Source organism: Nocardioides terrigena (genome assembly GCF_003047265.1).
GTDB lineage: Bacteria > Actinomycetota > Actinomycetes > Propionibacteriales > Nocardioidaceae > Nocardioides > Nocardioides terrigena.
This window is the reverse complement of sequence record NZ_PZYY01000005.1, coordinates 58604-77366: the sequence shown is the minus strand read 5'-3', so window position 1 is coordinate 77366 and position 18763 is coordinate 58604. Positions and strand designations below refer to the sequence as shown.

General features: G+C 72.4%; 17 protein-coding genes. 10 read left to right on the top strand and 7 right to left on the bottom strand.

The features are described from left to right. The first annotated feature begins 67 nt into the window (after positions 1-67). The gene (locus tag DAE25_RS11950) at positions 68-1696 is read left to right on the top strand and encodes an MBL fold metallo-hydrolase (protein WP_107766436.1); all 1629 of its coding nucleotides are present in this window, start codon (positions 68-70) and stop codon (positions 1694-1696) included. Positions 1697-1806: 110 nt separating this feature from the next. Here the strand turns inward: DAE25_RS11950 and DAE25_RS11945 are convergent, their stop codons facing one another. Next, positions 1807-3207 carry an NAD(P)-binding protein gene (locus DAE25_RS11945; RefSeq protein ID WP_107766714.1) on the bottom strand — a complete coding sequence of 467 codons (1401 nt, stop codon included), beginning with the start codon at positions 3205-3207 and terminating at the stop codon, positions 1807-1809. A gap of 48 nt (positions 3208-3255) precedes the next feature. Then, positions 3256-4098 (bottom strand): alpha/beta fold hydrolase, encoded by an 843-nt coding sequence (locus DAE25_RS11940; RefSeq protein WP_107766435.1) that lies wholly within the window; start codon positions 4096-4098, stop codon positions 3256-3258. 28 nt (positions 4099-4126) lie between these two features. On the opposite strand from DAE25_RS11940, the gene DAE25_RS11935 reads away from it, so the two are divergent. Next, positions 4127-4948 (top strand): NAD-dependent epimerase/dehydratase family protein, encoded by an 822-nt coding sequence (locus DAE25_RS11935; RefSeq protein ID WP_199907565.1) that lies wholly within the window; start codon positions 4127-4129, stop codon positions 4946-4948. Between the two features lie 139 nt (positions 4949-5087). Here the strand turns inward: DAE25_RS11935 and DAE25_RS11930 are convergent, their stop codons facing one another. Then, positions 5088-6890, bottom strand: a complete 1803-nt coding sequence (locus tag DAE25_RS11930) for a sensor histidine kinase (protein WP_159083696.1) — start codon at positions 6888-6890, stop codon at positions 5088-5090. A gap of 221 nt (positions 6891-7111) precedes the next feature. Between DAE25_RS11930 and DAE25_RS11925 the strand changes: the two genes are divergently transcribed. Together DAE25_RS11925 and DAE25_RS11920 are read left to right on the top strand one after the other, a co-directional pair. Further along, positions 7112-8251 (top strand): CDP-glycerol glycerophosphotransferase family protein, encoded by a 1140-nt coding sequence (locus tag DAE25_RS11925; protein WP_107766433.1) that lies wholly within the window; start codon positions 7112-7114, stop codon positions 8249-8251. Between the two features lie 91 nt (positions 8252-8342). Next, positions 8343-8810, top strand: a complete 468-nt coding sequence (locus DAE25_RS11920) for a hypothetical protein (RefSeq protein WP_159083695.1) — start codon at positions 8343-8345, stop codon at positions 8808-8810. Positions 8811-8828: 18 nt separating this feature from the next. On the opposite strand, the gene DAE25_RS11915 is transcribed toward DAE25_RS11920, so the two are convergent. Next, a complete protein-coding gene (locus DAE25_RS11915) occupies positions 8829-9740 on the bottom strand; it encodes a LysR family transcriptional regulator (RefSeq protein ID WP_107766431.1) in 912 nt (303 codons plus the stop codon). A 118-nt stretch (positions 9741-9858) separates the two neighbouring features. Here DAE25_RS11915 and DAE25_RS11910 point away from each other — a divergent pair, with 118 nt between their 5' ends. From DAE25_RS11910 to DAE25_RS11890, 5 genes are read left to right on the top strand one after another with little or no spacing between them, the layout of a single operon-like run. Beyond that, the gene (locus DAE25_RS11910; protein WP_107766430.1) at positions 9859-10857 is read left to right on the top strand and encodes a Bug family tripartite tricarboxylate transporter substrate binding protein; all 999 of its coding nucleotides are present in this window, start codon (positions 9859-9861) and stop codon (positions 10855-10857) included. 46 nt (positions 10858-10903) lie between these two features. Further along, positions 10904-11443 (top strand): tripartite tricarboxylate transporter TctB family protein, encoded by a 540-nt coding sequence (locus DAE25_RS11905; RefSeq protein ID WP_234411008.1) that lies wholly within the window; start codon positions 10904-10906, stop codon positions 11441-11443. Positions 11444-11462: 19 nt separating this feature from the next. Beyond that, positions 11463-13022 (top strand): tripartite tricarboxylate transporter permease, encoded by a 1560-nt coding sequence (locus tag DAE25_RS11900; RefSeq protein ID WP_107766428.1) that lies wholly within the window; start codon positions 11463-11465, stop codon positions 13020-13022. Next, positions 13019-13414, top strand: coding sequence for a universal stress protein (locus DAE25_RS11895; protein WP_107766427.1), 396 nt, complete (start codon positions 13019-13021; stop codon positions 13412-13414). Before DAE25_RS11900 ends, DAE25_RS11895 begins: the two co-directional genes overlap by 4 nt. After that, positions 13411-14676: a glucarate dehydratase family protein gene (locus DAE25_RS11890; RefSeq protein WP_107766426.1), complete on the top strand. Its 1266-nt coding sequence runs from the start codon at positions 13411-13413 to the stop codon at positions 14674-14676. Before DAE25_RS11895 ends, DAE25_RS11890 begins: the two co-directional genes overlap by 4 nt. 4 nt (positions 14677-14680) lie before the next feature. On the opposite strand, the gene DAE25_RS11885 is transcribed toward DAE25_RS11890, so the two are convergent. Beyond that, on the bottom strand, positions 14681-15355 hold the full coding sequence (locus tag DAE25_RS11885; RefSeq protein ID WP_107766425.1) for a FadR/GntR family transcriptional regulator: 675 nt from the start codon (positions 15353-15355) through the stop codon (positions 14681-14683). Positions 15356-15394: 39 nt separating this feature from the next. Continuing rightward, positions 15395-16513, bottom strand: coding sequence for an L-talarate/galactarate dehydratase (locus DAE25_RS11880; RefSeq protein WP_107766424.1), 1119 nt, complete (start codon positions 16511-16513; stop codon positions 15395-15397). A 74-nt stretch (positions 16514-16587) separates the two neighbouring features. Here DAE25_RS11880 and DAE25_RS11875 point away from each other — a divergent pair, with 74 nt between their 5' ends. Beyond that, positions 16588-17829 (top strand): alpha-hydroxy acid oxidase, encoded by a 1242-nt coding sequence (locus tag DAE25_RS11875; RefSeq protein ID WP_107766423.1) that lies wholly within the window; start codon positions 16588-16590, stop codon positions 17827-17829. A gap of 2 nt (positions 17830-17831) precedes the next feature. On the opposite strand, the gene DAE25_RS11870 is transcribed toward DAE25_RS11875, so the two are convergent. Then, on the bottom strand, positions 17832-18752 hold the full coding sequence (locus DAE25_RS11870; RefSeq protein WP_234411007.1) for a 2-hydroxyacid dehydrogenase: 921 nt from the start codon (positions 18750-18752) through the stop codon (positions 17832-17834). Positions 18753-18763 lie beyond the last annotated feature (11 nt).

Genomic DNA, 18763 nt, shown 5'->3' with positions numbered 1-18763 from the left:
GGTGCCAGGGACTCGGGACGCGCGGCCCGTGACTCCAGAGACCCGTGACCCTTGGGGAGGACGTCAGATGGGACCCAGCAGGTTGTCCAGCAGCGCGGCGCTCGGAGCGCTGGCATTGACGATGGGACTGACCGGGCTCGTGCCGGCCGGTGCGACATCAGGAGCGGCGGCCACGGCCGAGGGCTCCCAGCGTGCGGCGGGGTCGCTGCGCATGGCCGTCGACGCGGTCGGCGGCGCCTCGGCACTCCGGGGGCTCAAGACCTTCCAGTACCGCGCCGGGGCGGCGCGCTCGATCCTCGACGAGGGCGCGGTGCCGGGCAGCGGCGCCTCGCCGGCCGCGACGGTCGAGGCGCGCGTGCGCTACCGGCTCAAGGGGAGCAGGCCACCACGGGTCCGCATCGACAACGTGCGGACGTCGCTGGGCGTCGACCGTCCGGTGCGTGAGGTCCTGTCGGGGCGACGCGGCTACATCAGCGGCGTGGATGCCAACTTCTCGCAGCCGGCCACCAAGGCGATGACCTCCGACCGGTGGGCGGCCATCCACCGGGAGCAGGAGCTGCTCAACCCGCACGTGCTGCTGAGCCGGGCCCTGGACCGCCCGTCCCTGGCCAGCAACGGCGGCCAGCGCACCATCGACGGACGGCGCTACCGGGTGCTGGTCCTGCGCGACGCCGTCGCCCCGATCGAGCTGTTCGTCGACGTGCGGAAGGAGCGGATCGCCATGCTGCGCACCACGCAGCACGACTACCTGCGTCGCGACGTGCCCATCGAGGTCACCTACGGCGGCTGGCGCCGCGAGGACGACGGAGTGCGCTTCCCGCGCCGGGTGGCGCTCACCTCCGACGGCTTCGAGATGGTGCGCGAGCGGCGTACGGAGGTCGACGTCAACCCGCGCATCAAGGGCCGCGTCTTCCGCTTCCCGAGCGCCGTGGACCCGGTGTACGACGCGGACCTCGCGGACATCGGCACACGGACGAGCGAGTGGCTGCTGTCCTTCGTCGCCCTCGGCTTCATCAAGGACGGCGGGCAGCGCGCGATCAACCCGATCACCATCACCGACGGCACGACCACCGCAGCTGGAGTGAGGCTCCTCGGGGGCGTGGCCAACAACTCGCTGGTCGTGCAACGGCCCGGTGGCGTCGTGGTCTTCGAAGGTGCGCTGCACGACCACCGCGCCGAGGCCGTCATCCAGTACATCGAGGACAGCCCCGACTTCACCGGACCGATCACGCACGTCGTGACGACGCACCACCACGCCGACCACGCCAGCGGGATGCGCCCGTACGTCGCGCTCGGCGCGACCGCCGTCGTGGGCGAGCAGGCCGTGCCGTTCTTCCAGCAGGTCTTCGCGGACCGCGGCTCCACGGTCCTGCCCGACCGGCTGGACGGGACGACCGTCGCCGCCAACGTCCAGGGCGTCCCCGCCGCCGGCCTCTCGCTGCCGAACGGCATCCAGGTGTTCCCGCTGCAGACCGAGCACTCGGTGGACATGGTGGTTCCCTACGTGGCCGACCAGGGAGTCCTCTTCACGAGCGACATCTACTCGCCGCCCGGGCTCCCCTCTCCGACGGACCCCAACGCGCAGGCGATCGCCGCCATGGTCACGGCGCGGGGGCTCACCCCGAAGTGGATCGCCGGCGGGCACGGCACGTTCATCTCGTACGCCGCCTTCAAGGCCGCCCTCGGGATCCCGTGAGGCGGTGACCATCTCGTTGCCGATCTGTGCATCGCCTGTGCACCACTGGTGACGATCAGGAGGTAGATTCGTCCTCAGAACCGCCCACGGACCCGAGACCGTGGGCGGTTCTACTTTTCCCGGGGCCCCGAGCGCGCGCCCCGGACCAGCTCCTCGAGCCGCTCCAGCGCCGGCCGCGTGTGGGCGGCCAGCCTCCCGCGGGCGTCGTCCAGGGCCGCCGACGACGGCTGGTCCGGCGTGACCCGCGTCGGGTTGAGCGCCACCCCGTCCGCCCACTGCTTGATGTCCTTCTCGGCCGAGAAGGACAGCGTGGCCCGGGTGCCGCGGACGTTCATCTCGGCCCACTGCGCCATCGAGTCGCCGTAGTTGGACGGCGGGCACAGCCGGTTCTTCTCGTGGTCGTCGGTGCGGGTCGCCTCGACGTAGCCGGCCAGCGCTGCGCCGAAGCACGGGAAGCCGGCACGGATGGGCTGGAGGGTGATGTCCTGCGGACGCCAGACCGGGACGAGCGGTGGGTACTTCAGGCCGTCGGCCGCGCAGTGCACGACCAGGGCGTCGTCCGCGATGCCGACCGTCGTCCCCTCGGTCATCTCGAGCTTGCCGCGAGCGACCGAGGTGATGTGGCCGCGGCGTACGACGTCCTCGATGCTGCGCAGCCGGTCGAGCTCCCACGTCGCCAGGGTGGGCGCCTTGGCCATCGTCGGCATCACCGAGCGGTCGATGCGGAGCATGATGTCGTGCTCCTCCAGCCGGAGGAACAGGTCCTCGAGGGACGTCGACGTGGCCGCCGACTCCATCAGGTCCGCCGCCATGCCGAGGAAGATCTCCAGGTCGGGCTGGATGAGCGCCCGGTTGAACATCCACGGGTCGCGCGGGCGCACCCAGCAGATCGCGTCCGGGTCCACGCCCCGCGCCATCAGCCAGATGCAGGCGTCCGTGGCGGTCTTGCCCGAGCCCACGACGACGTACTGGCTGGGCGCCTCCTCCAGCCGGGCGAGGTCGTTGACCGGCACCACGCGGACGCCGTCACCGACTGCGAAGGGGGGCGGCACCTCCGCGGGGATGCTCGGTGCCAGGTAGTGCGCGTTGACGATCCGGCAGGTCTCGGGCACCCGGAACGTGGCTCCCGAGACTCGTGAGACCACGGTGCGGTCGCCGTCGTGCTCGCTGTTGGGGAAGAAGTCGACACGGCCGGTCTCCCGCATCCGGTCCATCGCGCGGGCGTAGTACGCCGTGATCTCCGCCTGGGTGGCGCGCTCCTGCAGGCCCGCCTCGGGACCGTGCTGCTGGAGCTGGCCGCCGCCGAGCAGCGTCGAGGGCACGCCGTAGAACGCGGAGGACTGGTGCAGCTGGACGAACGGGTACGCCTCCAGCCAGTGCCCGCCGACCCCGTGCCGGCGGTCCACGAGCGCCACCCGGGCGTCGGAGTGGTCGATGAGCGCGTCCGTGAACGCCATCCCCATCGCCCCGGCCCCCACGACGAGGTAGTCGACATCGAGCGTACGCGTCATGGGTCCACCGTCGCACCCGTCGTACGCCGCGTCCACGGCGCAGTCGGGCTAGCCGCGGCCCGCGACGAGACGGTCCATGGCCACCAGCACGCACCCGGGCGACTCGATCCACACGAAGTGGCCGACCCCCGGCTCCACGTGGGACCAGGCGCCGGGGATGCGCGCGGCGGTCCCGGTGCCGGCGCTCGGCGGCATCGGGCTGCGCTCGCCCACGAGCACTCCCACCGGGACGGTGATCGAGGACAGGGATGCCTCGAGCACCTGGAGCCGGGAGACGAGGTCGGCCCACAGTCCGTCACCGGCGGCCATGCTCATCCGGACAGCGGGCATGGGCGGCGCCGCCTGCGCGTCGGCGAAGTACGACGGCCAGAGGATGCCCAGGGCCTCGAGGTCGTCCTCGAGGGTCAGCGCGCCGGCGGACTCCTTCTCGTCGAGCTCGTCCAGACGTGCCCGGACGTCCTCGGGGACGCGCGCCCGGAGGGTCGCGCCGAAATCGGCCGCACCACCGTCACCGACCGCGCCGAGCGGGTCGACGGCGAGGGCCCCGTCGAGCCGGCCCGGGATCGCCGCCGCCGCGTGGAACGCCAGGTGGCCTCCCCACGAGTGGCCCATCAGGTACGCCGTCGCCCAGCCCAGGTGGTCGAGGACGGCCACGAGGTCGGTCACGGCTTCGGCGACGGTGAAGTCCCCCTGCTCCGTCGAGGGGGGCAGACCCCGCTGCTGGAAGGTCGCGACCCGGTAGCGGGACGCGAGCTCCTCGACCAGTCCGTCGAGGTACTCATGACCCAGTCCCGGCCCACCGTGGACGGCCAGGACGGGCGGTCCGTCACCCGCGACCCATCCCGTCAGGTCCCCTGTCCCCGTGGCGGCCGTGAACGTGGTGCGCTCCATCCCCGCAGCGTAGGCGTAGCGTGCCGCCGTGACCTCGGACGTGCTGCTCGTCGGCTGCGGAGACCTGGGCGCGGCGGTCGGCCTGCGGCTCGCCGACCGCGGGCACGACGTGCTGGCCCTGCGCCGCACCGCGACGCTGGTCCCGCCCCCGCTGCGCGGGCTGTCCGTCGACCTGACGCGCGAGGTCCCCGCCCTGCCGGACCTCGAGGCGCGGTACGCCGTCGTCGCACTCACCGCCCGCCCGCGGACCGAGGAGTCCTACCGGGCGACGTACGTCGACGGCATGCGGCGCGCGCTCGACGCACTGGCCGCGACCGGCACGCCGCCGGAGCGGGCCGTGCTGGTCTCCTCGACCGCCGTGCACGGCAGCCACGACCGGCCTCCCCTCGACGACGAGACGACTCCCCCGCGACCGGCGGACGGACCGGGCCGGATGCTGCTCGCGGCCGAGGAGCTCTTCCTCGAGCGGCTGCCCACGGGGACGGTGCTGCGGCTGTCGGGCCTGTACGGCGGCTCCAGCACCCGGCTGCTCGACACGGTCCGCGAGGGGCGGGTCACCGACCCGCACCGCTGGACCAACCGCATCCACCGCGAGGACGCCGCCGACGCGGTCGTGCACCTGCTGACCCGTCCCGAGGCACCGGAGCGGCTCTACCTCGGGACGGACGACGAGCCCGCGCAGCTGGGTGACGTCGCGGCGTACCTCGCCGAGCGGCTCGGCGCTCCCGCCCCACCCTCCGCCGACCCCGAGCAGGGGCACGGCAAGCGGCTCTCCAACGCGCGGCTGCGCGCGACCGGGTGGGTGCCCTCGTGGCCGAGCTACCGCGAGGGGTACGCCGGGGTGGGCTGAGGAGGCGCGGCCGACCCGTGCGAGCTGCGTCGCTGGGTGACTCAGGTCCCAGGTGTCGGCGGGAAAGATCGGGGAAGTTCGACCCGCTCCTCGCGGGACGATGTTCCCCGATCGTGAGCGGGGTTCCCGGCCACGGCGATCAGCCGGCCGGGAGGGTGACCGTCATGGTGGTGCCGGCGCCGAGCGCGGAGTGGACGTCGATCCGACCGCCGTGGCGGCGGACGATCCGGTCCACGATGACCAGGCCGAGCCCGCTGCCCGGTCGGGACAGGGCCTCGGGGTTGCGGGAGCGGAAGAACTCACGGAACAGGCCGGCCTGGTCCTCCTCCGAGATGCCCAGTCCGTGGTCGACGACGCTCAGGGCGACCCGCGCCTCGTCGCCCTCCCCCTCGCCGGCTGCACCCTTGACCGCAAGGCCGATCGCGACGGAGCTGCCGTCCTCGGAATACTTGAGCGCGTTGCTCACCAGGTTGGCCAGCATCCGGTGCAGCTCGTCGGGGCGACCCGGCACGAGCAGGCTGCCGGTCGGGAGGGACCGGGTGAGGGTGATGGACCGGCTCGCGGCGGCGTGGGCGCACTCGTCCTCGACGTCGAGCACGACCTGGCGCAGGTCGACCGGCACCGGGTCGAAGGCCGCGTCGGGGTCGGACACGTGGGCCACGGTGAGGAGGTCGTCGATCACGCCCTCGATGCGACCGGCACCCCGGATCGCCGACTCGACCGAGCGGCGGCCGTGGTCGGTGAGGGTCTCGTCCTCGAGCAGCTCGAGGTTGCCGACCACGGAGCTGAGCGGGTTGCGCAGCTCGTGGGCCACGGTGCTGACCAGCTCGCTGCGATAGCCGTCGAGGTCGCGCAGCCGGGTGACGAGCGCGCGCTCGGCGTCCCGCTGCCGGGCGTTGGCGACGGCCCGCCCGAGGTCGCGACCGATGTCGAGCGCGGCGTCGTACTCCACCTCGGTCCACGCCTGGTTGTCCGAGACCCGGGAGAGGGCGAGGAAGCCGAGGCACTCGAGGCCGGCCCCCAGGGGGACGAAGAGGATCGAGCCGATGTGGATGCTGTCGAGGAAGTCGAGCATCTGCGCGGCCTCCTCGGGCTCGAGCCCCGGGTGGTCGGCGCGGCTGGCGGAGAAGTGGGCGACGTACTGGTCGGCCCAGTAGCGGTGGGCCAGCCGGACCAGCACCTCGTCGAGCTCGTCCAGCACAGGTCGTCCCTGGCCGCCCTCGGCGAACCAGGTGCTCGACGTGGTGCCGTCCGACTCGAAGGCCGACAGCCACATGCCAACTGCGTCGAAGGACGAGACGACCGCCGCGCGGCAGGCCACGATCACCCGCTCCAGGGAGGGCTCCCCCATCGCACGGCGCACCATCTCGCGCGCCTCGGTGGCCATCCGCACGCGCTCGGAGAGCACCTCGCGCTCGAGGGCGAGGAGGACCGAGCTGCGGGCGACGCCGGCGTACCTCGCCAGCACCTCTCGCTGGTGGGGCCCCGGACGCAGGCCGTCCACGGGCGCGTCGACGGTGAGAAGCCCGCGCAGCTCGCCTGCGTCGTCGTACAACGGGGCGGCGAGCAGGTCGAGCGGGTGCCAGCCGTCGGGGCCGGCGACGGGGTCGAGGTCCGGGACGTGGCTGTACTCGAGGACCTCGTCACCGACCCGCTCGTGCGGCACGAACCGCAGGTCTCCCCAGTCGTCGGACTTGGCGAGCTCCTTCTCCAGGACCTCCACCGGGAGCCAGGTGCCCACCAGGTCGGCCAGCTCGGGACCGGAGGTCGCCACCACCTCGAGGTGGTCGCCGCGGCGCACGCTGATGGCCGACTGGGCGAAGCCGGCGAGCGTGGCCGCCCCCTCGGCGAGGACCTGGAGGGAGGCACGGGTCGGGGCGTCGGACCACGAGTCCACGGCCTCCACGCCGCGCTCCCGGGACTGCACCACACCGTCTCCCATCCCTGTGTCGATCCCCTCGACACCGTTGACCGTCGACGCCACAGCATAGTGAGGACGTGGGCGCGAGGCCCTGGAACGCGTCAAGACGTCCATGACACCGTAGGACCTCGGCCGCCCTGCCCGTCGACCCGGGGCGTCCCGCCCGCAGTCCCGGCGCGTCCCGCCCGTCCGCCGGGGGCGAAACGGCCTCCGGCGCTGGGCGTGACGCCTAGAATCTGTACGTGAACGACGTCCATGTCATCGCGTACTACGCCGACGACCCCACGCGGAGCTACCAGCTGATCCAGTGGCTGGAGGTCCTCGAGACCCTGCACGCCCACCACCCGGTGGGGATCGTGGTCCGCGACCCCGACGTCGCGACGCTGCTGGGCGAGCGCACGGACCTCCCGATCTTCACGGCGCCGTCGTTCCCCGAGCTGACCGAGCTGTACGACGCGCTCGACGCCAAGGTCGCGCTCTACTGCAACAACTCGATGCTCAACTTCCAGTCGCTCATCGACGGGCGGATGCTGCACGCGCACATCAACCACGGGGAGAGCGACAAGCAGTCCATGGCGAGCAACAACGCCAAGGCCTACGACCGCGTCTTCGTCGCCGGCGAGGCCGCCGTGCAGCGGCACATCGAGGGGCTGCTCGAGTTCGACACCCGCCGCCTGGTGCGCGTCGGCCGGCCGCAGCTCGACCTCCGGCCCGCATCGCTGCTCGCGCCGACCACGCGTCGTACGGTCCTCTACGCGCCCACCTGGGAGGGCGACGCCGACTACAACGACTACACGTCGCTCGACACCATCGGCACCCGCATCGTGCGCGCGATCCTCGCGGTGCCCGACGTGCGCCTCGTCTACAAGCCGCACCCCAAGGTGACGACCAGCCTCACGCCCGCCGTGCAGGAGGCGCACCTGGCGATCCTGCAGATGGTCGCGGCGGCCACCGCCCGCGAGCCCGAGGCGGGGCACACGTCCGTCCTGCGCGGCGACATCCTGGCCGTCATGCCCGACTGCGACGCGATGGTGACCGACGTGTCGTCGGTCGGCCTCGACTGGCTCTACCTGCGCACCGAGGCGCCGATCCTCATCACCGACCGGCACCAGGACGTCGACCGCTTCCGCCAGGACGTCCCGGTGAGCCGGTGCGCCGACGTCGTCGACGAGTCCACCGTCGCCGGGCTGGCCGACCTGCTGGCCTCGCGGCTCGACCACGACGAGCACCACCTGGCCCGGCTGGCGATGCGGCACTTCTACTTCGACGACCTCCAGGTCGGCGACAGCACCACCCGATTCCTGGACGCGGTCGGCGAGCTGGCCGCGCTGCGCGACCGGCTGCTCAGCAGCCGGCTGGTCGGGGACGCGATCACGGCCTGACGGTCCATCTCGTCCGCAGGCTTCATCCGTTGTGGGGATTCGCGCCGCCGACGCCACCGGCGGTGACCCCGCAGCCGCCAGCATCCGTAGCGTGACGACACCTGCCGCCCCCTTCCCGATCGACGTGTCCGTCGCTCCGGTCCTGCGGCACGCCCGGTGGCGGCACTGGTGGCGCGGTGGTTGGCCGCCGCTGCTCGTCGCCCTCGCGTGCGCCGGGTCCTACGCCGTCTTCCTCGTCCTCCCCTACTACGTCAACGACCTCGACAGCTTTCCGCTCGAGGAGGTGGCGATGGGCTACCACGACCCCAAGGACCTGTGGCCGCACGCGCAGGGCGGGTGGGCGTCGTTCCGCCTGGCCGGGATGGCCACGTTCCTCCTCGGTCCGGCCCTCGCCCTGGCGACGCTCGCCTGGGCCGTGGTCCGCACCCGACAGGGCATCGCGGCGGGCGACCTGCGCCGGACCGCGCCGGCCCTGGTGGCCGCGGCGGTCGCGATCGGCACGATCGGCTGGCTGTTCTCGCCGTTCGGGCGGGCGCTGATGTCCTGGTTCCTGGACTGAGCGGAGCCGCGAGGGCTGCTAGCCCGCGACCTGGGTGACCACGTCGAGCACGCGGCGTACGACCGGGGTGACAGCCTCGCGCGACCACACGGCGTACAGCTCGACCGGGCGGTCGGGGTCGGCGTCGAGCCGGGTGTCGCCGCCGCCGTGGGCGAGGTCCTTGAAGACCACGCCCTCGACCTGGAGCGACGTCGCGGAGGCGGGGGCGAGTGCGAGGCCGCGGTCGGCGGCGACGAGCAGCATCGCGGTCAGCACCTGGTGCACGCGCTGCTCGATGCGCGGGTGCGCGTTGGCGAGGAAGCGCACCGACAGCTCGTGGAAGTAGCGCGACTGCTGGGGGTGGTAGCCGATCACCGGCTGGCCGTCGAAGTCCTGCGGCCTCAGCGGACGGTCGAGCGCGGCCAGGGGGTGGTCGGTGGGCACGACGGCCATCAGCGGCTCGCGCAGGACGACCTTGGACGAGAGCAGGGAGGTGTCGAAGGGCGGGCGCGCGAGCCCGATGTCGAGCTCGCCGCGCCGGATGCCGTCGACCTGGGCCTGGGTGACCCGCTCGGACAGCAGCACCTCGACGTCGGGCAGCGCGGCGGTGAGCCGGCGCAGCAACGGGCCGAGGATGGAGATGGCGGAGACCGCGGTGAAGCCCAGGCGTACGACGCCGGCCGCGCCCGCGTCCACGCGCCGGGCGAGGTCGCCCGCGCCCTCCACGAGGTTGAGCAGCCGGTAGGCCTCGTCGAGGAAGGCCGCCCCGGCGCCGGTCAGCTCGACGCGCCGGTTGTCGCGCTCGAGCAGCTGGGCGCCCACGGACTTCTCCAGCTTCTGGATCTGGCGCGACAACGGGGGCTGGGTCATCTGGAGCCGCTCGGCGGCCCGGCCGAAGTGCAGCTCCTCGGCGACGGCCACGAAGGACCGCACCTGGTCGAGGGTGATCACGGGGCCGAGCCTAGTCGACGATGCGCGCCGCATATCATTCCATGCCGAATCGGGCTTGGACGCGCATCGACGCGGGTACCTAGTGTCGGCGGTCACATCACATTCCAAGGAGCACAGCATGCGCAAGCACCTCAGCCTCGGAGCGGTCGCCACCTTCGCCGTCGTGGCCCTCACCGCCTGCGGCGGCGTCCAGAACACCGCGGGCGGCGGCAGCGACTCCGGCGAGTACCCGTCGGGTGCCGTCGAGATGCCGGTCGGCGCCTCCGCCGGCGGCTCCTCCGACCTCATCAGCCGCCAGGTCTCGCAGGGCCTCTCCGCGGAGCTCGGCGGCTCGTTCCCGGTCATCAACCGCGAGGGCGCCAACGGCGCGCTCGCCGCGGCCGAGGTCGCCCAGGCCGAGCCCGACGGCTCGATGATCTCGGTGCAGAATGCATCGCTCTTTGCGATCACCCCGCTCGCGGTCGGCGAGGACGAGGTCACCAGCATCGACGACTTCGACGTCGTGCAGGGCGTGTCCCGCGACGACTACGTCCTCGTCGCCAGCAAGGGCTCGGGCTTCACCTCGATCGACGACTTCGCGGGCGCCGACAAGAAGATCACCTACGGCACCACCGGTGTCGGCACCGGCGCCCAGCTCGCCTGCGCGCTGACCTTCAACGTCAACGAGACCCCCGCCGAGGCGATCCCCTTCGACGGCGGCGCCCCCGCCCTGACCGCCCTCCTCGGCGACCAGGTCGACACCGCCTGCCTGCAGGTCGGCGAGGCCATCGAGAACATCGAGGCCGGCAAGATCACCCCGATCACCGTCTTCGGCCCCGAGCGCGTCGAGTTCCTCCCCGACGTGCCCACGGCGCAGGAGTCGGGCCTCGACGTCGAGGTGGCGCAGTACCGTTTCATGACCGTGCCGAAGGGCACCCCGCAGGACGTCCAGGACGCCATCGCGGAGGCCATGCAGGCGACGTTCGAGACCGAGGAGTACCAGGCCTTCAACGAGCAGAACAACCTCACCCCGATGGAGATCTCGGGTGACGAGGTCGTCGCGCAGCTCGAGGAGGACACCCAGCGGTACGCCGACCTGGTCGAGGAGTACGGCATCGACCTGGGCGACGCCAGCTGACGCACGCTCCACCCGCCGCACCCGGAACCGACGAGACGAGATGACCATGAGCGAGCGCGAGACGCGGACGGCCGACGAGCCGGACATCCTGGCCGAGCTCCAGGCGGAGGTCGCCCGCGACCTCGCCGAGGAGCGACCGCCCGCCGGCGGCCCGGCGTACCAGGTGATCCCGGCGCTCGTGGTCCTCGTCCTCGGTGCGGGTGCGGCGTACCTCGCCCACGGCTACGGGCTCGGGTCGCTGCGGCGGCCCGGCCCGGGGCTGTGGCCCTTCGCGGTCTCGGTGCTCATCATGGTCCTCGCGGTGGTGCTGTTGGTCGTCGGCCGCACCCTCGACGACGCGGAGAAGTTCACCCGGTCCAGCCTGCTCGTCCTGGTCGGCGCCGCGACGTTCGTCGGCCTCGGCCTGCTCCTCCCGACCCTCGGCTTCGAGATCCCGGCGATCCTGCTCGGCATCGTGTGGCTGCGGTTCCTCGGCGGCGAGACCTGGCGCAGCACGATCGTCATCTCGGTCGCCACGACCGCGGTGTTCTACGTGCTGTTCCTCTACGGCCTCAAGATCCCGCTGCCCCACCTGATCGCCTTCTGAGCGACGAGAGGAGACCCTGATGGACTTCAACGCCTTCATCGACGGCTTCGCGGTCGTGACCCAGCCGACCAACCTCATGTACTGCCTGATCGGCGTCCTGATCGGCATGCTCATCGGCGTGCTGCCGGGCCTCGGCCCCGCCGCCACGATGGCCATCCTGCTGCCGATCGCCTACGGCGCCGCCTCCGACGGCAACCAGGTCGCGGCCATCATCATGCTCGCCGGCATCTACTACGGCGCCCAGTACGGCGGCACGATCACCTCGGTCCTGCTGCGCATCCCCGGCGAGGCCAGCTCGGTGGTCACCGTCTTCGACGGCTTCGCCCTGGCCAAGCAGGGCAAGGCCGGCACGGCCCTCGGCATCGCCGCCATCGGCTCCTTCGTCGGCGCCACCGTCTCCATCATCGGCCTGACGCTGCTCGGCCCGATCGTCGCGAGCTACGCCCTCGATTTCGGACCTCCGGAGTACGCCGCACTCGCACTGCTCGGCGTCCTGCTCGTGGCCACCGTCGGCAACGGCAACACCGTCAAGGCGCTGGTCGCCGCGGCGATCGGCCTGCTGCTGGCCACCGTCGGCAGCGACAGCTTCAGCTCGGCCGACCGGTTCACGTTCAACACGCTCGAGCTCCAGAGCGGCATCGACTTCGTCGTGGTCGCCATGGGCCTGTTCGGCGTCGGCGAGATCCTCTACAACCTCGAGGAGCGCCACGGCAAGCCGCACGTGCCCGCCGCGATCGCCAACATCTGGCCCTCCCGCAAGGACCTCAAGCAGTCGTCGCCGGCCATCGCCCGCGGCTCGGTCATCGGCTTCTTCCTCGGCGTGCTGCCCGGCGGCGGCGCCGTGATGGCCTCGCTGGCGGCGTACGCCGCGGAGAAGAAGGTCGCCAAGGACCCCTCCCGCTTCGGCCGCGGCGCGATCGAGGGCGTCGCCGGCCCGGAGTCGGCCAACAACGCCGCCGCCACGTCGTCGTTCATCCCGCTGCTCACCATCGGCATCCCGGCCAACGCCTCCATGGCGATGCTGTACGCCGCGCTGCTGGTCGTCGGCGTCGCGCCCGGCCCGCAGCTGATCGACGAGCGCCCGGACCTGTTCTGGGGCGTCGTCAACTCGATGTACATCGGCAACCTGATCCTGCTCGCCCTGAGCATCCCGCTGGTCGGCATCTTCGTGAAGATCCTGCGGGTGCGGCCGGCGATCCTGGCCCCGATCACCGCCCTCATCACGATCCTGGGCGTCTACACGATCAACAACTCGGTCTTCGACATCTTCGTGATGATCGCCTTCGGCATCGTCGGCTACCTCATGAAGAAGACCGGCTTCGAGCCCGGTCCGATGGTGCTGGCCTTCGTGCTCGGGTCGCTCGTGGAGTCGAGCTTCCGCCGCTCGATGCTGCTCTTCGAGGGCGACCCGACCGGCTTCGTCACCCGGCCCATCTCCGGGGTGATCATCGTCTTCATCGTCATGGTGATCGCGCTGCCCGTCATCCAGCTGGTGCTGCGTCGCCGGTCCTCCTCGAACACCCCCAGCGATCCCAGCAACCCCAGCGAGCACCACGACCAGGAAGCAGGCGTGCGATGACCGTCCTCATCGGCTACGTGCCCACCCCCGTCGGCGAGGCGGCCCTCGAGGCCGGGCTCGCCGAGGCGGCCGCCCACGGCGAGGACGCCGTGGTCCTCAACAGCCCGCGCCGCGGCAGCACCGTCGACGCCCGGCTCGTCGGCCCGGACGACGAGGCCCGCATCGTCGCCGCCGCGGCCGCGCTCGGCGTCACCGCGTCGGTCGACCACGCCGACCACGGCGCCGACATCGTCGACGCCTTCTCGACCGCCGTCGAGCGCACCGGCGCCCGCCTGGTCGTGATCGGCCTGCGCCGCCGCTCGCCGGTCGGCAAGCTGGTGATGGGCAGCGACGCGCAGCGGCTGCTGCTCGAGCTCGACGCGCCGGTGCTGGCCGTCAAGCCCGCCCGATGAGCCGCTCGAGGATCTCGCGGGTCGTCGTCACCCCGGTCGCGTTCGCCGACCCGCCGCTGCTCAACGTCGTCGGCGTGCACCAGCCATGGGCGCTGCGCGCGATCGTCGAGGTGCACACCGACTCCGGCCTGGTCGGGCTCGGCGAGACGTACGCCGACGAGGCCCACCTCGCCCGCCTCTCTGCCGTCGCCTCGTCCCTGGGCGGCATCGACCCGTTCGACCTCGCCGCCGTACGCCGCGTGGTCGTCGACGTCCTCGGCCGGGAGACCGGCGGTGCGGGCGCGAGCTTCGGCGGGATGCTCGACGTGAAGTCCGCCGTCGACACCGTCCACTCCCCCTTCGAGGTCGCGTGCATCGACCTCCAGGGCCACGAGACGGGGCGCCCGGTGAGCGAGGTCCTCGGCGGTCGGGTCCGCGACTCGGTGCCGTTCAGCGGCTACCTCTTCTACAAGTGGGCCGGCCACCCGGGCCTCCCCGACGACGAGTGGGGCGAGGCGCTGACGCCCGACCAGCTCGTCGCGCAGGCGCACCGGATGGTGGACGGCTGGGGCTTCGGCTCCCTCAAGCTGAAGGGCGGCGTGCTGCCGCCGTCGGAGGAGTGCGACGCGATCGAGGCGCTGCGCGACGCCTTCCCCGACCTGCCGCTCCGGCTCGACCCCAACGGCGCATGGACGGTCGACACGTCGGTCGCCGTGGCCTCGCGGCTGTCCGATGTCGTGGAGTACCTCGAGGACCCGACGCCCGGCATCGACGGGATGGCCGCGGTCTCGGCACGCACCGACGTGCCCCTCGCGACCAACATGTGCGTCATCGCGATGGAGCACCTGCCGCCGGCGATCGCGGCCGACGCCGTGCAGATCGTGCTCTCCGACCACCACCTCTGGGGCGGCCTGCGCCGCTCGCAGCTGCTGGCCGGGATCACCGAGACCTGGGGCCTGGGGCTGTCGATGCACAGCAACTCGCACCTCGGCGTCTCGCTCGCCGCGATGACCCACCTGGCCGCCGCGTCGCCGACGCTGACCTACGCGTGCGACACCCACTACCCGTGGAAGACCCAGGACCTCATCAAGCCGGGCGTGCTGTCCTTCGTGGACGGAGCCCTGTCGGTGCCCACGGGTCCCGGCCTCGGGGTCGAGCTCGACCGGGACATGCTCGGGCTGCTGCACGAGCAGTACCTCGAGTGCGGCGTACGACGTCGTGAGGACACCGTCTACATGCGCACCATCCAGCCGGACTTCGAGGTCAACACCTCGCGCTGGTGACCGGTCAGCCGGTGAGGCGCCGGCGGGTGTTGCCCAGGTGCAGGCGCATGGCCGCGCGGGCGGTGTCGGCGTCGCCGGCCAGGATCGCGGCGGCGACGTTGTCGTGCTCGCGCTGGACCCGCTCGACGTGCGTGGAGTCGGTCATCGTGTACTCGTCGCCGAGGCGGGTGCGCGGCAGCATGATCATCATCGGGCCGAGCGAGTCGAGCAGGTCGACGTAGAAGCGGTTGTCGGTGGCCGCCGCGATCGCCCGGTGGAAGGCGAAGTCCGCCTCGACCGCCCCCTCGTGGCCGGCCGCCGTGAACGACTCGTGGGCGGCCGTGATCGACGCCGAGGAGTCCGGCGTGACCCGGGACGCCGCGAGCCCGGCGGCCTCGGTCTCGACCCCGATCCGGAAGTCGACCATCGCCAGCACGTCGTGGTGGCTGCGGATCGCCGACGTCTCGAGGGTGAACGACGAGGGCTCGGGCACGGCGAGCACGAACGAGCCGCGGCCCTGGAAGGTCTCGACGAGCCCCTCGGCCTGCAGGCGCGACACCGCCTCCCGCACGACGGTGCGGGAGACGGCGTACTCCTCGATCAGCTCGGCCTCGGACGGCAGCTTGGCGCCGGGGGCGAGGTCGCCGCGCAGGATCTTGTCCTTGAGCCCGGCGACGACGTGCTGCGGGCGGGTCCTCATGGGCGGCATCATGCCTCCCCGTCGCGACGCCGGGAGCCGTCAGGCCCCGAACGTGACCGTGTCCTCGGTGTGGGCGCGCATCTGCTCCGACAGCGTGAAGCCGAGGCCCGGGCGCTGCGGGACGAAGATCTGCCCGTCGCGGATCTCGACGGACTCGTCGAACAGCGGGTCGAGCCACTCGAAGTGCTCCACCCACGGGTCGGTGGGGTACGCCGCGGCGAGGTGCAGGTGGATCTCCATCGCGTAGTGCGGGGCGAGCGCGAGCCCGCGGTGGGCCGCGATCGTCGCGAACTCGAGGAACGGGGTGATGCCGCCGATGCGCGGGGCGTCCGGCTGGACGATGCCGCGGTAGCCGGCGTCGAGCAGCGCCATGTGCTCGGCCACCGACGTCAGCATCTCGCCGGTCGCGATCGGGGTGTCGAACTCCTGCGACAGGTCCGCGTGGCCGACGGCGTCCCACGCGTCGAGGGGCTCCTCGATCCAGATGAGGTCGTGCTGCTCGAGCTCGCGGCACATCCGGCGCGCGCGGGCGCGGTCCCACTGCTGGTTGGCGTCGACCATGAACGGCCCGTCGCCGAGGTGCTCGCGCATCGCGGCGACCCGCTCGAGGTCGAGGCGCCAGTCGGGCTGACCGACCTTGATCTTGATGCCCGCGATGCCGGCCTCGAGGGACGCGGTCGCCTTCTCCTTCATCTCCGACAGCGACGCCTGCAGGAAGCCGCCGGAGGTGTTGTAGACGCGGCACGAGTCGCGGTGCGCGCCGAGCAGCTTGGCCAGGGGCAGGTCGGCGCGGCGGGCCTTGAGGTCCCACAGAGCGACGTCGAGCGCGGCCACGGCCTGGGTCGCGACCCCGGAGCGGCCGACCGAGGCGCCGGCCCACATCAGCGACTCGTAGATCTTGGCGATGTCACTCGGGTCCTGCCCGATCGCGACCTCGGCGACCTCCTTGAGGTGGGCGAACTGCGCCTTGCCGCCCGCGCGCTTGGAGTAGGAGAACCCCATACCGGTGAGGCCCTGCTCGGTGGTGACCTCGACGAAGAGGAGCACCGTCTCGGTGAGCGGCTTCTGCTTGCCGGTGAGCACCTTGGCATCGCTCACCGGGTTGGCGATCGGCAGGACGACGTGGGACAGCGTGAGGCTGCGGATGGAGTCGGACATCGGGGTTCCTTCGGGGAGGGCCAACTTGTATGATGAGTTGAGAACTTATCCGATGAGTGAGGTGCTGTCCAGAGATGACGACCGTCAGGCGGGTCCCCCGGTGGGCCGACGTGGCCCCCTTCCTCGTGACCCGGCCCTGGTCCGCGGACCCCGTCGTACGCCGCCTCGCGCGCTGCGTGTGCGTCGACGACCTGGCCCGTGAGGCCCGCCGCCGGGTGCCGCGGGCGGTGCTGGACTACGTCGAGACCGGCGCCGAGACCGAGCGCACGATGCACCGCAACCGTGCGGCGTACGACGCCCTCGAGCTGCGGCCCTCGACGTTCGAGGCCGTGGGCGAGCCGGACACCTCGACGACGATCCTGGGGCGGCCGGCGAGCGCGCCGATCGTCCTGGCGCCGACCGGCTACACCCGGCTCTCGCACCACTCCGGGGAGTGCGCGGTGGCCGCGTCGGCCGAGGCCGCCGGGCTGCCGTACACGCTCTCGACGTACGCCACGACCTCGATCCCGGACCTCGCGCGGGCGGCCCCGGGCGGGCGGAACTGGTTCCAGCTCTACCTGATGAAGGACCGCGACGTGAGCCTTGAGCACGTCCGCCAGGCCCGCGAGCACGGGTACGACGCGCTGGTGCTGACCGTGGACACCGCCCTGTCCGGCGCCAAGTGGCAGGACCGGCGCAACGGCTTCTCGATCCCGCCGGCGCTGACGCTGCGGACCTTCGCCGACATGGCACGGCGGCCGCGGTGGGTGGGTGACATCCTGACGACCGAGCCGCTGCGGTTCGCGACGTTCCCCGAGGACTCGCACTACGCGCGCTGGGGGATGTCCAACACCCTGCGCGAGCAGGCGCTGCGACCGGCCGACATCACCTGGCTCAAGGACCGGTGGTCGGGGCCGGTCGTGGTCAAGGGCGTGCTGTCGGTCGCCGACGCGGCCGCCGCGGTGGACGCGGGCGCCGACGCGGTGGTGCTCTCCAACCACGGTGGACGCCAGCTCGACCGCGCGCCGGTGCCGCTCGAGCTGCTCCCCCACGTCGTCGCCGCGGTCGGCGACCGGGCCGAGGTGATGGTCGACTCCGGTATCCGCACCGGCTCGGACGTCGCGGCGGCCGTGGCGCTCGGCGCCAGCGCGGTGATGGTCGGGCGCGCCTACCTCTACGGGCTGATGGTCGGCGGACGACGCGGAGTGGACACCGCGCTGGGCTTCCTGGTCGACGAGCTCGCGCACACCATGTCGCTGCTGGGCGCCGCGACGGTCGCGGACCTCCACCCCGGGCACGTGGCCCTGGACCTCACGCGCACGGGACCGCGCGCGTGAGGTCAGCCGACGGGCGTGACGAGCTCGCCCTTCCCGACGAACGCGGCGACGTTGTCGAGCACCAGGCGGGCCATCGCCTCGCGGGTCTGCACGGTGGCGCTGCCGACGTGCGGCAGGAGCACGACGTCCTCGCGCTCGAGCAGCGCGGCCGGAACGTGCGGCTCGTCGGCGAAGACGTCGAGCCCGGCCCCGGCGATCCGGTCGGCCTCGAGGGCGGCGACCAGCGCGTCCTCGTCGACCACCGAGCCGCGGGCGACGTTGACGAGGTAGCCCTCCGGCCCCAGCGCGTCGAGGACCGCCGCGTCGACGAGGTGCTCGGTGCCGGCCCCGCCCGGGGTCAGCACCACCAGCACGTCGCTCGCCGCGGCCAGCGCGAGCGGGCTGTCGTGGTAGGCCCACGACACGTCCTTGGGGCTGCGCGAGTGGTAGGCGATGATCGCCCCGAAGGCCACCAGCCGCTCGGCCACCGCGTGGCCGATCCGGCCGAGGCCGAGGATGCCGACGGTCGCACCGCGGACGTCGCGGGTGAGCGGGAACCTGCCGCCCGAGGCCCACTCGCCCCGGCGCAACCACCGCTCGGCGGCACTGACCTGGCGCATCACGTCCAGCACCAGCGCGACCGAGAGGTCGGCCACCGCGTCGGTCAGCACGTCGGGGGTGTTGGAGACGACGATCCCGCGGCGGGTGGCCTCCTCGACGTCGACGTTGTCGTAGCCGACGCCGAAGTTGGTCACCGCGCGCAGGTCGGGCAGGGCGTCCATCTCCGCGGCGCCGACCAGGGTGCCACCGCCGGCCACGGCGACCTCGAGCCCCGCGGTCGCGGAGCCGACGTCGGCGAGCGACGGGGCGTCGTACTCGCGGACGAGGGCCTCCTCCAGGAAGGGCATCAGGGGGCCGACACGGACGACTCGAGGCTGGGTCACCCCACCATCCT